The organism is Kovacikia sp. CALU 1929 (assembly GCF_056784235.1).
Window position 1 is genome coordinate 101,112 of the sequence record NZ_JBXBCF010000062.1, and the last position, 16,203, is coordinate 117,314.

The 16,203-nt window shown below is 49.8% G+C and carries 9 protein-coding genes; 4 read left to right on the forward strand and 5 right to left on the reverse strand.

What is annotated here, in order from left to right:
* Window positions 1-3 precede the first annotated feature (3 nt).
* The 3 genes from AC1S52_RS10545 to AC1S52_RS10555 all read left to right on the forward strand — a co-directional run bounded on the left by AC1S52_RS10545 (window position 4) and on the right by AC1S52_RS10555 (window position 9,054).
* Window positions 4-2,910 carry an NHLP bacteriocin export ABC transporter permease/ATPase subunit gene (locus AC1S52_RS10545; RefSeq protein ID WP_482028957.1) on the forward strand — a complete coding sequence of 969 codons (2,907 nt, stop codon included), beginning with the start codon at window positions 4-6 and terminating at the stop codon, window positions 2,908-2,910.
* A gap of 186 nt (window positions 2,911-3,096) precedes the next feature.
* The gene (locus tag AC1S52_RS10550) at window positions 3,097-6,219 is read left to right on the forward strand and encodes a two-partner secretion domain-containing protein (protein WP_482028958.1); all 3,123 of its coding nucleotides are present in this window, start codon (window positions 3,097-3,099) and stop codon (window positions 6,217-6,219) included.
* A gap of 30 nt (window positions 6,220-6,249) precedes the next feature.
* A complete protein-coding gene (locus AC1S52_RS10555; RefSeq protein ID WP_482028959.1) occupies window positions 6,250-9,054 on the forward strand; it encodes a CHAT domain-containing protein in 2,805 nt (934 codons plus the stop codon).
* Window positions 9,055-9,371: 317 nt separating this feature from the next.
* Here AC1S52_RS10555 and AC1S52_RS10560 read toward each other — a convergent pair whose 3' ends face one another.
* The 5 genes from AC1S52_RS10560 to AC1S52_RS10580 are packed head-to-tail and all read right to left on the reverse strand — an operon-like array spanning window position 9,372 to window position 14,480.
* On the reverse strand, window positions 9,372-9,611 hold the full coding sequence (locus tag AC1S52_RS10560) for a hypothetical protein (protein WP_482028960.1): 240 nt from the start codon (window positions 9,609-9,611) through the stop codon (window positions 9,372-9,374).
* Window positions 9,571-10,383, reverse strand: coding sequence for a DUF928 domain-containing protein (locus AC1S52_RS10565; protein WP_482028961.1), 813 nt, complete (start codon window positions 10,381-10,383; stop codon window positions 9,571-9,573). Before AC1S52_RS10565 ends, AC1S52_RS10560 begins: the two co-directional genes overlap by 41 nt.
* 5 nt (window positions 10,384-10,388) lie before the next feature.
* Window positions 10,389-12,899 carry a CHASE2 domain-containing protein gene (locus tag AC1S52_RS10570; protein WP_482028962.1) on the reverse strand — a complete coding sequence of 837 codons (2,511 nt, stop codon included), beginning with the start codon at window positions 12,897-12,899 and terminating at the stop codon, window positions 10,389-10,391.
* Between the two features lie 14 nt (window positions 12,900-12,913).
* Window positions 12,914-13,837, reverse strand: a complete 924-nt coding sequence (locus AC1S52_RS10575) for a DUF1822 family protein (protein ID WP_482028963.1) — start codon at window positions 13,835-13,837, stop codon at window positions 12,914-12,916.
* 13 nt (window positions 13,838-13,850) lie between these two features.
* Complete coding sequence (locus AC1S52_RS10580) at window positions 13,851-14,480, reverse strand: RNA polymerase sigma factor (RefSeq protein WP_482028964.1); 630 nt, start codon at window positions 14,478-14,480, stop codon at window positions 13,851-13,853.
* 360 nt (window positions 14,481-14,840) lie between these two features.
* On the opposite strand from AC1S52_RS10580, the gene AC1S52_RS10585 reads away from it, so the two are divergent.
* A complete protein-coding gene (locus AC1S52_RS10585) occupies window positions 14,841-16,103 on the forward strand; it encodes an MFS transporter (protein ID WP_482028965.1) in 1,263 nt (420 codons plus the stop codon).
* Window positions 16,104-16,203 lie beyond the last annotated feature (100 nt).

Here is a 16,203-nt window from a genome sequence, read left to right on the forward strand (position 1 = left end):
ACCATGCAACTACTAACCAACACCCACAACCCCCAAGGACAGCCCTACCAATTTCAAGGAAACCAATCCTTTCTGCTCAATGATCCACAAACGGTCTGGGTCATTCAGTCAGGGGCGATCGCCCTATTTGCGGTAACGGTGGTTCAAGGTGAAATTGAAGGGACTCGTCGCTATTTATTTACGGCAACGGCTGGAGATGCGTTGTTCGGTACGAATCCTCAGTTTGAACACTCAGATCGTCAATTGCTGGCGGTTCCCGTTGAAGAAACAAATCTGCTGAAGCTGGATAAAACAGCGATTCAGAAACAGATTGCCAGTACAGATCCCGCTCTCAGTGACTGGATTGAACGCTGGTTGGGGCATATCAATCCTCTTTTGGGTAGTGATCCCGCTCCATCCGTTCCAGTCAGTATGGTTCCTGGAGTGCGGTATTCCATTGATCCGGATCAAGTTACCCGACCGGATGAGATCGCCTGGATTCAGATCCAGGAAGGCATCTTGCACTGGATGGGCAGGGAAGAAGAGGAATTGGATGCCGCAACCGGATACTTTCTGGTCAGCGATCGCATGTGGTTACAGGCGAAGGGTTCAGTCCAGCTATCGACTTACTCTACGTCGGCGATCCAATCCGCTAACCAGTTACTCAACGGACTCTCTCAGCTTCATGTTCATCTACTGCAATATGTTGAACGCCTGGAACAGAAGCAAGTTGAGGCTGAATTGCAGCGCTTGCAGGCACAGGCACAGCTCAATCGGCAGGTTACATCTGAGGCATTGGGTGAACTGGCTTCTACCTTAGGATCTCAGAATGGTGTCTATCTGACCGAAGATTCCCCGGAACTAATCGCGGCGGGAGCTATTGGAAGAGCACTAGGCGTCACTATTCGTCCACCAGCAAAGTCCGAAGATCTGAAACGGGTGAGAGATCCCCTGGAAGCCATTATGCGTACCTCCAGGGTGAGAATGCGACGGGTGTTGCTACGGGATGACTGGTGGCAGAAAGACTCTGGGCCTCTGGGGGGGTATACCCAGCAGGACAATCAACTGGTTGCGTTGTTACCGGTTTCTGCGACGCGCTATGAATTGCTTGATCCGTGCGATCGCTCACGTACCTTGGTCACGGCTGAAGTCGCGGCAACCCTGAATCCGGTTGCCTATATGTTCTACCCTTCGTTACCCGATAAACCCATCAAAGTACCTGCCCTGGTTCAATTTGCCCTGAAGAAATCTGTACGGGATTTGGTGTTAATTGTGGTGACTGGAATGGCTGCCACACTGTTGGGAATGCTGACTCCCCAGGCAACCGCCATCTTAATCGATAACGCGATTCCCGATGGCAATCGCGGTTTGCTATTGCAGGTAGGTTTGGGTTTATTCATAGCCGCATTCAGTACTGCCTTGTTTCGACTGGCTCAGGGATTGGCAATCCTGCGCGTCGAAACTCTATCAGATGCCACCACGCAAGCGGCTGTCTGGAATCGCCTACTCAGTTTACCAGTCTCCTTCTTTCGACAATACACAACGGGTGATCTGCAATCGCGGGTGACATCCATCAGTGAAATTCGCCGCCAACTCAGCGGTACCACCCTGATCGACTTAGTCACTGCATTGTTTGCCTTACTCAACTTAGGGTTATTGTTTCGCTACAGTGCCCAACTGGCTTTAATTGCCGTGGTTGTGGCAGTGATTGCGATCGCCGTTACCACCCTCTCTGGCTTTGTTCTTGTTCGCAAAACCTGTCCCCTGCTAGAAATGCAGGGAGACATTTTTGGACAAACCGTCCAGTTGATTAATGGCATTTCCAAACTACGGGTCGCTGGTGCAGAAGAACGCGCCTTTGCCAACTGGAGTAAGCGCTACAGCCAGCAGGTCAAGCTAGACCTCCGGACTCAGTTTATCGAAGATGGGGTTGCCCTGTTTAATACCGTGATGCCAACCCTGACTTCTGCTATTTTGTTCTGGTTTACGATCCAATTGCTAACTGAAAACCAGGCAGCCGGAGCCGCTGGACTCACGGTGGGTTCCTTTCTCGCTTTCAACGCGGCATTCGGTACGTTCATCGATGGTGCCACCGATCTGAGTAATAAGTTAACCAATGTGCTAGAAGTCATTCCCCAGGCAAAACGTGCCCAGCCTATCCTGGAAACCATTCCAGAGGTGGATCTGACTAAAGCGGATCCAGGTAAACTGACGGGCAGAATCAGCGTCGATCACATTACCTTCCGCTACCGGGATGATGGACCCCTAACCCTCGATGATGTTAGCCTCCAGGCAGAACCAGGAGAATTCATTGCCCTGGTCGGTGGTTCTGGAAGCGGCAAATCCACCCTCTTCCGCCTGTTGCTCGGATTTGAAACCGCTGAATCCGGCTCCATCTATTACGATGGTCAGGATTTAACCGGATTGGATGTGGAGGCAGTACGTCGCCAACTGGGAGTGGTTTTACAATCCGGTCGCATCATGTCTGCATCCATTTTTGACAACATCGCCAGTGGTGCCCAGATCACCCTGGATGAAGCCTGGGAAGCGGCACGCATGGCAGGTTTTGATCAGGATGTGGAGGCGATGCCGATGGAAATGCACACGGTCATCAGTGAAGGCGGCGGCAATCTTTCCGGTGGTCAACGACAGCGGATGCTGATTGCCCGTGCCCTAGTTCTGAAACCTCAGATTCTATTATTCGATGAAGCAACCAGTGCTCTGGATAACCGGACTCAGGCGATCGTCAGTGAAAGCCTCGATCGCCTGCAAGTCACCCGTCTGGTGATCGCCCACCGACTCAGCACCATCCGCAACGCTCACCGGATTTATGTGTTGCAATCCGGGCGAGTCATTCAAACCGGCACGTTTGATGAGTTAGCCAATCAGGAAGGCTTATTTGCCCAACTGATGAAACGTCAAATGGGGTAACTGTTTCATACGTCTCTTTCAGCACCTTGCCTGGGGAAGAACTAAGCACCATTACGGCTGAAAAAAAGTAGGCAGACCAGTATGATGCGGCGATGGGCATCGCACCCGCTACCAGCTCTTATCAAAGCAAGATCTCAAACGTTCACTTTCCCTGATAATCACACTGTTTCTGGAGGAAGATTCTGAATGAATAGCTGGAGACATTGGATTTACAAATTTAGTCTATCCAGTTTTTCTGTATGTTTTGGTATTAGTTCCCTCGGAACGAATGCCGTTGCCCAAAACATTACCTTAGACGGAACGCTTGGACCTGCGGGTGCGGTACCCATTACTCCGGGAGCGGTTCCGTTTTCGGAGGTCTATATTATTCCTGAATCGGTTGGACAAGTTGTTAGAAACAATTTATTTCATAGCTTTGGTCAATTTAATTTAACGGCGACTCAAGAAGCTCGGTTCCAAGGTGGTGCGGATATTCGTAATATTTTCTCTCGTGTTACAGGTGGTTCTCCTTCTTCGATTGATGGATTAATTTCTACTGAGAATCTCAATGCCAATTTTTATTTGATCAATCCCAGTGGAATTCTATTGGGTCCAAATGCCCAACTCAACATTGGTGGTTCTACCAGAAGATCCTTTGTAGCTACGACTGTAGATGCTTTGGTATGGGCAGATGGGAGCCAGTTCAGTGCGATCAATCCCAGCGGTTCGGATAGTTTGTTGACGATTGTGGGGGATCCCAGTGGTTTTCTGGCATCCCAGCGATCGCCCTCACCTGAGATCAGAAGTACAGGGAATCTTTTGAACGTGGCTGAGGGTCAAAATTTACTATTCGTAGGTGGCAGGGTGACGTTGGATGGCAGCAGCATTCGGGCAGCAGGGGGACGAGTGGAACTGGGCGGCATTAGCTCAGGCGTTCTTGGGCTGCAATTTGACGGGAATGCTCCTCGCATTAATCCTATGACTCTGGATGGGGTAACACGGGCAGATGTATCACTCCTGAATAACGCTCAGGTAGATGTGCGAGCCGCAGGTGGCGGAGACATCGCCGTCTATGCTCAAAACCTCACGATCGCGGATGGAAGTTTTTTAAGAACAGGCATCTCCCCTGGTATAACCAGTGGCGGCAAAGCGGGAGATATAGTCGTTGATGCGGTGGGAGAGATTTTGCTGACCGGGATTGCAACTTTTGAAGACAGAAGTTCAATCATCAATTCTGTTGGAGAAGGGAGCGTATCCGCCCAGGGGCAGGGTGGTGATATTCGGCTGAAGGCAAATATCCTGCGGGTGGTGGATGGTGCCCAGATCTTTGCCAGCACTTTTGGAGAGTCTGGAGACATTCCAAATACCATTGAAATTCGGGCGAATCAAATTTACCTGACGGGTGGAAGAGTGACCAATCCTGGTAATCCGGAGCAGGAATTTGCAACCAGTCGAATTGAGAGCCGGGTACAGGCTGGAGCAGTGGGAATAGGGGGTAATCTGCAAATTATTACCAACTTATTAGAAGCAACTGATGGAGCCTATCTGAGTACCAGCACGGGTGGTGTGGGTAATGCAGGAACGGTCAGAATTGAAGCTCCTAATGGTGAAGTAAAATTTATTGGGGAAGGTCCAGACGGTATTGCCAGTGGGGCTTACAGTCAAGTGGTGTTAGACGCATTTGGCAGAGAAGTCAGAGGAGATGCAGGATTTATCCAGGTGCACGCACGATCGCTCTTTTTACTGGATGGCGGTCGCATTTTTTCCAGTACCAATGCCATTGGAAATGCAGGCAGGATTGAGGTTGTTGCTGATAATCTTTTTCTCTCTGGTGAACGGGCTTCTGATGTAGACTCTGAACGCAATCCTATTGCAACTGGTATCTACAGCCGAGTAGAGGAACAAGGAAATGGGATTGGTGGGAATATTGAGATTTCAGCCAGAGAACTGCGGTTAGAAAATGGGGCAGTGATTGATGCCAGAACGCGATCACAAGCAGACGGTACAATTGCTGGTGATATTACTATTCTGCAATCTGGCATCATCGTTTTGGATGGAGTTGGGCGAACTTCTCCCAGTGGGTTATTTGCCCTGACTGGTGGACCCGGAGAGGGAGGAGACCTGAGGATTTTAAACACTGGGCAGTTAATTGTTCGCAACAGGGCACAAATTTCAGCCAGAACGGAAGGTACAGGAGATGCAGGAACCCTGGAAGTTAATGCCGATTCAATTACAGTAGACGGCAGGGAGAGCGTGATCGACCTTGATACCCGTCGGAGTCTTGGTGGTGGATCGGCTGGAATTTTGACGATTAACACTCAAAGGTTAGATGTTCAAAATGGAGGAATCGTTACAGCAAAAACTTTTGGCTCAGGTGATGGTGGCATCCTGACTGTAAATGCCAGTGATTTTGTGCGGATTGATGGTAATGGTAGTGTCTTGAGGTTTGAAACCAGCGGACCAGGCAATGCCAGAGGTTTGACAATCTCAACCAGGAATTTGTTTGTTCAAAATGGTGGAGAAGCTACCGTTCAAGGACTGGGTCCAGGTTCGGGAAGCCCCGGCACGTTGAACATTACGGCGGACTCAATTTTTATGCAGTCTGGAGGTAGGCTCACGGCTACCACCTTTGCCAGAACAGGCGGCAACATCTCTATTCAGTTTGGCGACCTGACGCGGATGTTCGATCGCAGCAAAATTCTTGCCTCTGCATTAGGACCCGGTGACGGAGGAAATATTGAGATTCGAGGAAATTTCATTATTTCCAACGGCAGAGGTAGAGATAATGATGTCCTTGCCAGTGCAATTGAAGGCAGCGGTGGACGCATCACCGCAACTCTGGCAAGTGAACCCATTAACTTCATTGAATCGAGTATTCCGACTCCTCGCAGCGACTTCAGTGCGGGTTCTGAATTTGGTAATCCTGGTGTGATCATTCTGGATATTCAGGAAAACCAGCCTGAAGAAGCTATTCCCCTGGACTTTTTGAGAGCCGAAATTGCCCAGGGGTGTCGGGCACTGAGGGCACGCAGAGACGAGAGTAAATTTGTGATCACTGGTCGGGGTGGATTACCTGCCGATCCAAAGGAGGCGTTAGGCGGCAATGCGGTTCAAGTGGATCTGGTCACTCGTAATCCTGAGTCCCAAAAGCGCTCCAGTCCAGCTATTTCATCCGATTCTCTATCTACACTGCAACGTCCTGCACCGGAACCCATCATTGAGGCACAGGGTTGGGTTATGGACTCTGGAGGAGCCATCACACTGGTTGCCCATAACTCTTCTGCATCCCCTCACCTGGGACAACTGGAATCTGACTGTATTGCACCCTAACCCAGTTATGGACAAAAGCAAGGAAACATCATGCTCAAATCGCTGAAATGGACTCGATTGGGATCTCTAGCAATTCTGTTGTGTCTGTTTTTTGGGACGATGCTGTTGCCCCCTTCGCTGGCTTACATCAGAGCAGACAATCCAAATTGCGTAGGGTGTGTTAGGCAACGCCGTAACGCACCAATAAATAGGCTTTCGGCGCGTTACGCTGACGCTAACAGCACCCTGCACGGTGATGCCCGATCTCTTGTTGCCAGGTTAATACAAACAAACAATTCAATTGCAACAAGTAATCCAATTACCGAACAACTGATCAATGCTCAAAGTGCTCAAGCTATTGAACAACAGGCAAGCCAACTCTATCAAACAGAACGCTATGCTGAAGCGGTAGACCTCTGGCAAAAGGCTGCCTCTGCCTACAAAGCCAATGGCGATCGCCCAGGCGAAGCCCTCGCTTTGAGCAATCTGTCACTCACTTACCAGCAATTGGGCCAGTGGCAAGCGGCAGAAAAGGCGATCGCCACCAGCCTTTCCCTCCTGCACAACTCCCCACTCCCCACTTCCCACTCCCCACTCCTCCTGGCTCAGGCATTAGACGTGAAAGGTCGGCTAGAACTGGCACAGGGACAGGCTCAATCTGCCCTGGACACCTGGCAACAGGCAACAAAAATCTATACGCGAACAAATGATGAGACACGATTGACTCGTAACCGCATGAACCAGGCACAGGCTTTGCAATCATTGGGGCTTTACCGTCAGGCACAAAAGATCCTGATCGAAGTCAATCAAGCTTTGCAGAAACAACCCGATTCTCTGCTAAAAGCCACCAGCCTACGCAGTCTGGGAAATGTGTTGCGGGTTGTGGGAGATCTGGAGCGATCACAACAAGTCTTACAGCAAAGTTTAGCCATCGCTGAGACTAACTCCAATGCTCAGGCGATTGGTGAAACTCTACTCAGCTTAGGCAACACTGCCCAGACCCAGAAAGATGAGCAAGCCGCTTTCCAGTTTTATCAACGGGCTGCTGATACAAACCCTGGCTCAACGATCACTCGAATTCAAGCGCAACTGAATCAACTCAAGCTTTTACTGAAAAATCCGCAATTGGGCGACCTTCAGAAACTACAATCCCAACTGCAAGCTCAGATTGAAAATTTGCCCTCCGGTCGAGCAACTCTTTATGCGCAAGTCAACTTTGCCCGTAGCCTGATGAGATCCTCAGCCAATGCAGCGCCCGTTCCAATTGCCCAAGGCTGCATCCCTTTCCCAAATAATTCATCCGCTCCCCAATCTGTTGCCACTCTGCTCGCCACTGCCGTTCGGCAAGCTCGAAGTTTGGGCGATCGCCGCGCTGAAGCCTATGCGCTCGGTACGTTGGGTTGCCTGTATCAGAAAAATGGACAACTGGCAGAGGCACAAACTCTGACCCAGCAGGCATTACTGATTGCTCAGAGTATTCAGGCAGGGGATATTGCCTATCAGTGGCAGTGGCAGTTAGGGCAGCTACTAAAACAGCAGGGAAGGGTAAAAGACGCGATCGCCGCCTACACCGAGGCTTTCAAGCTCCTGGAGTCCCTCCGGCGAGATCTGGTGGCGATGAATCCCGATGTTCAGTTTTCCTTTCGAGATGAAGTGGAGCCAGTTTATCGTCAACTGGTAGAGTTGCTACTGTTGCCGCATACAAACGCCGAAACGAGCCAGAATGACCTGAGACAGGCTCGGTTTGTGATCGAATCGCTCCAGTTAGCCGAACTAGACAATTTCTTTCGAGAAGCCTGCCTGGATGCCAGACAGCCGATTGATCAGGTGCTTGATCAGCAAGATACTACTGCTGCTGCCATTTACCCGATTATTCTCAGCGATCGCCTGGAAGTTATCCTCAAATTACCGCAGCAGAACCAGTTACGCCATTACACAACAATGGTTAGTCAAACCGAAATGGAACAAACCCTGGATCAGCTACGGAAGGATCTGGGAGAGAATCGTATTCCTAAGCTGAATCAGACTCGATCGCTGGCGCAAAAAGTTTATGAATGGCTGATCCGTCCGGTTGAGACAGAATTGGCGCAGAGCCAGGTGAAAACACTGGTGTTTGTCCTGGATGGTAATCTGCGAAATGTGCCAATGGCGGCTCTGTATGATGGCAATCAGTATCTTGTGGAGAAATACAGTATTGCTTTAACTCCAGGGTTGCAGTTGGTAGAACCGAGTCCGATTCGGCAAAAACAGTTACGGGCGATCGCGGCAGGGGTCAGTGAGGAGCGTCCGGCACTCAATGCATCTTCCCTTCCCAATGTCACCCAGGAATTGGAAACCATTCAATCGCTGCTACCTAGTCAGGTCTTGCTGAACCAAAACTTTACCGCTGAAGCACTGCAAGACCAGGTTAGCCAGTTACCTTTTCCCGTCGTCCATCTGGCAACCCACGGTCAGTTCAGTTCGGATGCCAACCAAACCTATGTCGTTGCCTGGGATAGGCAGATCTATGTGAATGAGTTAGATAATCTTCTTAGAGCCAGAGATCAGAAAGAACCAGAACCGCTGGAATTGCTGGTTCTGAGTGCGTGTCAGACGGCTGAGGGCGATCGACGAGCAGCCCTGGGGTTGGCAGGGGTGGCGGTGCGGGCGGGGGCACGCAGCACTCTGGCATCTTTGTGGAATTTGAAGGATGATTCGGCGGCTCGGTTGATGGGGTACTTCTATGAGGTATTGGCAACCCAGTCGTTCACAAAAGCAGAAGCCCTTCGTCAGGCACAACTGAGACTGTTAAAGGAAGAAAACTACCAGCACCCAGCGCACTGGGCACCCTACGTTTTGGTCGGTAATTGGCTATAGGGATCCTACTATAGCGATCCTGTTTGGATTGTGAAAGGACTTTCCCGTCAGGGAAAGACTTTCACAACTCTTCTTTTTCACAAATGATTTAGGACTGCTATATTGCTTTAGAAATAACAGTTGTCAAAAACACCCATGACAATCGCCAAAAGTCCCTCACCGATTCGAGTTGAAACAGGTCAAGGAGACATCCGCACAACCCAGCATGGAAGAACCTGGGAACAGTTCAACCACCTGCAAAAAGGCTTCGAGAACACCCGTGGGGGAACGTGCTGTCGGAGTGTATTTTATTGGAGAAACTTCCAGGATTAAAGCCGCTAAAAAGCTTTGGCATCTGACTCTATTGCCCCATAGATGAAGAGCAAGGAGAAAATCCCAAGACCTCCGAGGTTTTGAAAACCTCGGAGGTCTGAAGTTGGGCGATCGATGAGCGCATGGATTGAAGGCGATCGCGCATCATTCCCGCACAAAGCCGATTCCCAATCCAAATTTAGAATCAGCAATGCTTCATAGCTCTCATGGTTGACAACAATTGACCAGGGGTTGTTGGGCAACATCTTCTAATCCAACCGATTGCAAAAGTATTGCCCAACTTGTATCAGTGGTATTTGCTCGTTTCAGTTTGGCAGCAGCGGTGAGAGCATCCTGCCAGAGACCATTGCCAGCATAGGTGGCAACCTGCTCAACAGAGTTTGCGGTTTCTAACTGACGTTGCAGTGCTGTATCTGAAGGTAGTCGTTGGATATTGCCTCTAACGTAACTGATTGCCCAACGCTTATTCTGACTACTATCCTCACAGAAAACCTCAAAATACCAGTGATAGGGTTTACCAACTGCCAATGGTGCTGCCGTTGCAGGTAAGGTAAAGCTAACCACACCAGGGGTTTCAGTAAATGGGACTTTGTATTCAGTTTGCTGTTCAGTTTCATCCTCTAATACAAAAATCCCATAGGTAGGGGAGGGGTAAGGAACATAAAACCAGAAAGTAGGACGTTCTGAGGTGGTTAGTCCTCCTACAATTCCTGAGGCATCAATCGGTACCAGAGCCGTTAGTAGAGGGGTATTGTCAGATAACGCGGCTGGACAACCTCCAGATCCTGGACGCCATCCACCACTCGGTCCACCCCGCTGTCTACCCGGTGCGCCAAAACCACGATTTTGCAAAATAGGGGCTGCAAATTTTAGTGGTTTGTTTACTTTTTGCGCTGAGTTTTCACCAGACTTTTGGGTGACAATAGATTGAAAAGATTGTGCTTGCGAAGGTAGGTTATAAATCAGAATCAAACTACTCAGGAGAACAGACTGAATTGTGTAAACGGGTAAATTCATCTTTATCACGCCTCCTTGATAACACTTTTCAATACTTGTTTTTCAGTTTGTGATACAGCTTGGGTGATGACCCCTGTAACCGTCGCAATCAAAGCAAGAGCAGATGGAACTAAAGGAACCCAACTGCCCTGGATGAGAAACCAAAGACACAGCAGATATAAACTACCCAGGCTAACTCCAGTTGCCAGGGCAAGATAGAAAAGCGATTGCTTAATTGATAGACGATGTAAGAGCAGATATCCAACGATTAGACCACCCACCATAGACCAGATCCAGATCCAAAGCACTTCACGCCCCAATGTCCAGGGTACTAATAAGGGTCTTCTATCTTTGACCGCACTCAAGATTTGACTGACCATTTGTGCTTGAGCAATCACTCCTGGCATTCTCTGATATTCCCCTGCTCTGAAACTGTATGGTGTTGAGACATAATCACCTGCACTAACAGCGATTACTCCTATCAAGATAATGCGATCGCGCACTAATTCAGGTTTCACTGCTCCCCTTAAAATATCTGTCAAGCTAACTACTGGAGCAATCTCTGTAGGAGACCAGTAGGATCGGTAATTCAAAAAAGTTTGATAGCCCCAGGCATCGATATTTTGATAGCCGCCTCCACGGTTCTGTAAACGTTGGAAGATCACATCTCCAACTTGCAATGTCAGGTCAGGATGAAACTGGGCTGTAATCCCTTCGGCATTAAGATAGTGGAATGCTAATTGGGCACTTAAGGCATAGGGCGTTGTACAGGGTGAGTTGGGTTCCTGATCCATTGCAATCAGGTGTCGCCGCAAAATGTTATCTGGATCCGTGACAAAATCGCTATAACCCTGGCGATGAACTGGAACCTCTGGCGGAGGTGCAATGCCTGGATAATTAACTGCCTGATTGCGTCCTTTACAGATGACAAAGAAATTATTTTGAGAACCGATTTGGTTGGCTAACTCGGATAATTTGGAGTCAACGGGAAAGTCGCGGTAGATGTCTAACCCGATGGCACGGGGTTGATATTGATTCAATTTTTGTAAAAGTTTCAATAGTGCCAGATCGGAGAGAGAACCTTTTCGGTGCTGCTGTTCGGGTAACTGAAAGTCCTCTTCTGTGATACCGACAATTAGCAAACGGGGATCCTGGGGTTCTGCGGGGCGTTGCTGCATCAGGTGGTCAAATGCCTTCAGCTCCCAGGCTTGTAGCCATCCCAACCAGCGGAATCCCATGACCAATGCAGTCACGGCAACACTCGTGAGGAATGCTGTTCGGAAATATTTTTTCCTGGAACGTTGAGCAGGTTCTGAGCGTTGGATGATAGCGGGTTCAGCCTGTTTTTGCTGTAGGCTTTGCCAGCTTACGGGCGCGATCGCCGGATTCTGGCAAATGACCGGCAACCAGGAGGCACAGGGATACTGCTTTTCCATGCCCTGAAGTCGTTCTCGTCCCTCCCGCACGGCGGTATAGAGGGACTGCCCGCTGACAAATGCCGCCAGAAAATACTTGAGAAACATCTGAGCCACAACATCAGGCACAGGTTCTCGCATGACAATGATCTGGGGAATATTCAGATCGGCTAAATCATGGGCTAATCCCAGTCCATCGCAGGAGTTGAAAATTGCCAGTTTCAATCCCCTATTAATTGCCCGTCTGAGGGCATATTTCAACTGAGAAATGGTCAGGCGATCGCGCTGGTTAAGCAACAAATATCCCGTTTCACCCTTTCCCCACTCCTCTGGCGGCTGGCTGAAACTGTGTCCAGCAAAAAATAGGATGTCGCATCCCTCCCACAACCGCTCATTCAGTTGCTCCCGTGATGGCTCCACCAGAAATTCAATGTCTGCCTGGTTGGATAACTGCTCTAGAAAGAGGCGGTCTTGATGGACATTAATGCCTTCGCTGTTGCCTAATATTGCCAAAATTTTGACCCGACTGTTCGGGGACTGAAACCGTGAAGCGGGCGATCGCTGGTATTCCTGAGTGCTTAAGGCAACTTCGGCATTGGGGTAATCTTCAAAAAAGTTCCACAGGTGCCAGGGAAGCCGCCGCAATAGCGGATCATCCGTTTCAATCAGAACACGAATTTCATCGGTGGCATTCAGCCGGGTTCGTAACTGCTGGTCAATGTTTTTAAATGGTTCTGAGTTGAGCCAGTGATTGATCGTTTGAGCTAATTTTTGACACAGGTCGTGATGCTCCATTTCAGAAACATTGGTGACATCGGCGACATCCACCTGAATCCGAGAAGATCGCAAACGGTGGCACAGAGCAGTGTAGAGCAAGCGCCAGGAGCGGTACAGGTCAGGAATTTGGGGGGCGGCTGGGAGGGAGCCAGTAAACTTCATTGGGTGGGGGTCATCCCCTTCCCAAAGGCAAGCGGTGACAGCCGGAAACCCGCTGTGCAAATCACCCAATCCTAAATTCAGAACAATTCGCTGACTCATGCCATTTTGGATTTTGGATTTTGGATTTTGGATGGCAGGATCCTGATGCAGTAAAGGTTTCAATCCGCCGTCTGGGGCATCCATGATTGCAATCGGTATTAGATCACAAAAGATTCGGTCAGATTTACTTCTCCCCAGGTTAGTTGAATCTTGAAACTTTCTCCAGGTAAACCATGAAATCGCTTGAGCTGAATGTAATTGTCCTGACTGCGCGATCGCACCTCCTGAAGGGTCTCGCCTGACTCAGTCAGTAATTGCAGCTTTAAGTCGGATGGGAGGTATATTTCCCCCGTCGCTGGATGCAACTGAACCGATATTCCTAAAGTCCGTTCTGTTTCTGGAGTAACCGCAACCAGCAGTGCCGCTGATTGTTGCTCCAGTTGCAGCCCTAAATTGAGTAACTTTGCCCGTCTCACCGTTGCCTTAGACCGGGTCGCGTCTCCCCTAAAACTGAGGGCAAGCTGGGGCTGAGTGCCTAGCAGTTCATCCAGAGATCGCCATCCTGCCGCCATGATTCCCTCTAACCACTGACTCAGTGGAATTGGGGCTGATAAAGGCTGCAAGTGGTTCAAAAAATCATCGAGCGATCGCAAGTCGCGAATCACAATCTCACCATTCCCAGCCGATGGCGTGTATCCCAGTAGGGTGGCTGTCCTCAGTGAAGGCTCCAGTTGCACCGCAATATAGCCAATGCGATCGCACCAGACTTCAGGCGGAATTTGCATCGTGGTTGTGTCTGGCAGGACGGGACGGCACTCGACTTTTCCATAGTAGGGTAGCGTCAAATCTGCCACATCAAGCAATGCCTGTTGAATCGGATCCCAACTGTCACTGGTTTCCTGATTAGTTTCAATTCCCATACATTGGAAGTAATACTGCACCGCACAGACTGCCAGAGTATTCAAATACACCTGCTGGGCTTTAGCGCGATCGCGATGCTGCTGGCTAAATTTTTCTGCCTGCCGGTGAAAGGAATTTCCCAACAGGGCAGTAAACGTTAATGGTTGGTTTAAGTCGTTCATGCTGTCTCTCCTGTCAATCTCCCCGCTCGATACAGTACTCTCGCAATTTGGCTGAAAACTTCTTCAAACACCGGGAATAAAAACTGCTGATGGTTCCGGTTTTAGTGCTGTATTTGGTTGCAATGACCTGCCAGGACAGTCCTTCCAACCGTTTCAGTGCCAATACTTGAAAATGGGCAGCGGGGCAACCTTCCAGATGTTCATTCTTGAACAGATTCTCTGGATCACTTTGAATACATTCCTTGAGCATATCCGTCACTGTCAGAGATTCCTGAGGGGATGCCAATCCTGCCATATCCTCCAGCGTGATCCGCTGAACTGTGGGTTTTCCAATCACATCAGGAATCGCTTCCCTAAAAAAGCGCCGTTCCAGCAGCATATTCACCCAACCCATGAGAGAGGCTTTCTCCGAGTTGTATTTATCTATGTTCTGGCACAGGTAGAGCAGCAAATTTTGAACTGCCTCATCATGAATCTCCTGGTAGCGTCCGGGAAATTGCCCTCGCTGGGGATGGCAGAGCTTACCCGATCGCAGGATGCCATTAACCAGTTGTCTGAGGGCAACTTGCCGCCCGTGGGAGCAGGGGGGGCACTGCTGGGCGGCGATCGCTAACTGGCTCAGTTGCTCATTAGATCCGTTCATCGAATGCATCAACCCTGGCTACACTCTTCTGTAAATTTAACCAGGTTGCTAAAAATCACAACCCTTATCTTGTTCTCAGTCAATCAAGCGAACTTCTCTGCATTGTGATGAAAATTTTTTGAAGCGGAGGAGATGGGGGAGTGGGAGAGTTCAGGGTTCTGAGTCCACACTTGACTAATGACTAATGATTAATGACTAATGACTAATGACTACGAACTAACAACCAGTAAACCCCTTCACCTCAAAACTCTTAATTCTCCACTCTTAATTCTCCACTCCCACCTTCAGTAACACGGTTGGCGGTTCTAAAGTCCCATAAACGGTAGGGTAGTTAGGTTGCCTCAGCTTGAATGGTTGCGCATGAATGAATTGCTGTCTTCGCTGCGATCGCTAAATTCCCAGGTTTGGGTGCAGGCGATGGGGCGATTGTTTTGTCAGGTTGGATTTGGCTTAATTAGCTTTTACATTCCACTGTTGTTTGTGAATCAAGTGGGGTTATCGGCAACGTCGGTGGGGTTCAGCATTGGCTTGAGTTCAGTCACCGAAGTCGCTGCCCATTTGATTGGGGGGAGTCTGTCCGACTCACCTAAATTTGGGCGTAAAGCAGCACTGACTCTCTCGGCGGCTCTGGGGGTTGCGGTATCCCTGGTTCTGGCGGTCAGTCATAGTTTATGGACACTGGCGATCGCCAGTCTTTTGCTAGGCTTCAGCCTGGGATTTTACTGGACTGGCTCCAGTGCTGCCGTGATGGATGTAACAACTCCCGAAGAACGGCACCGCGCCTTTGCCCTCATGGGTGTGGCAGAATACGTGGGTGTTGGGATTGGAGTGCTGGGTGGAGGGGCGTTGTTGCTGCTGACCAACCAGTCACCGCTAGTCCTTTTCGCTGGCTGTGGCATGATTTTTCTGGGGTTTCTGCTGCTGATTCAACTGACAATGACGGCAACTCAGCAACCCAGTTCAGACCATGAAAACCTGGCTCAGGGAGTTCTGACTGCCCTGAAAGACAAATCGTTGCTCATTTTTCTGGCAGCCAATAGCTTCTACGCCACTTATGTTGCCCTGGTCACCAGCACCATTCCGCTCTATTTCACGAATGTGGTGGCAGGGGCAGACAGCATTCCAGGCGTTTCCGTGGGCAGCACCGCGAATCTGTTTACCTGGTGCTACATCGGTGTGGGAGCCGTCCTGCAATTGCCGATCGCCCAACTGTTCACAGCATTTCAGAGAGTGCGTGTGCTCATGCTGGCAATGCTACTGTGGGCAACTGGATTTTTCCTCCTCTGGGCAGCCGGAACCTTTGCCACCAGCCAGTTCCTTTGGGGAATTCTGGCACTCTGCATTTTATCGATTGCCTCCGTGACTTACAAACCCTTCTTTGTCGCGATCGTCTCAGACCTGGCACCAGAATCCCTGCGGGGGGCATACACAGCCGTCAGTTCCCAGTCCTGGACGATCGGTTATTTTATTGGTCCCATCCTGGGCGGATGGGCGATTGATCAAGCTCCTGTCGTTTCTCGTTTTTTCTGGCTGGTGGTCGCAGCAAGTACCCTGGTTTGCATTGCCCTTCTACGGGTTTTTGAGACCATGAATCCCGAAGCCGAAGTTCAATTATCTGAATGAAAATCTGGCAACGGGACTCATCGAGATGCGGTGCGTTCCAGCGACATAGAATAGGGTGCCACCGTAAACCCCATTCCTTAGTCTTGAGACAAGGTGCCCA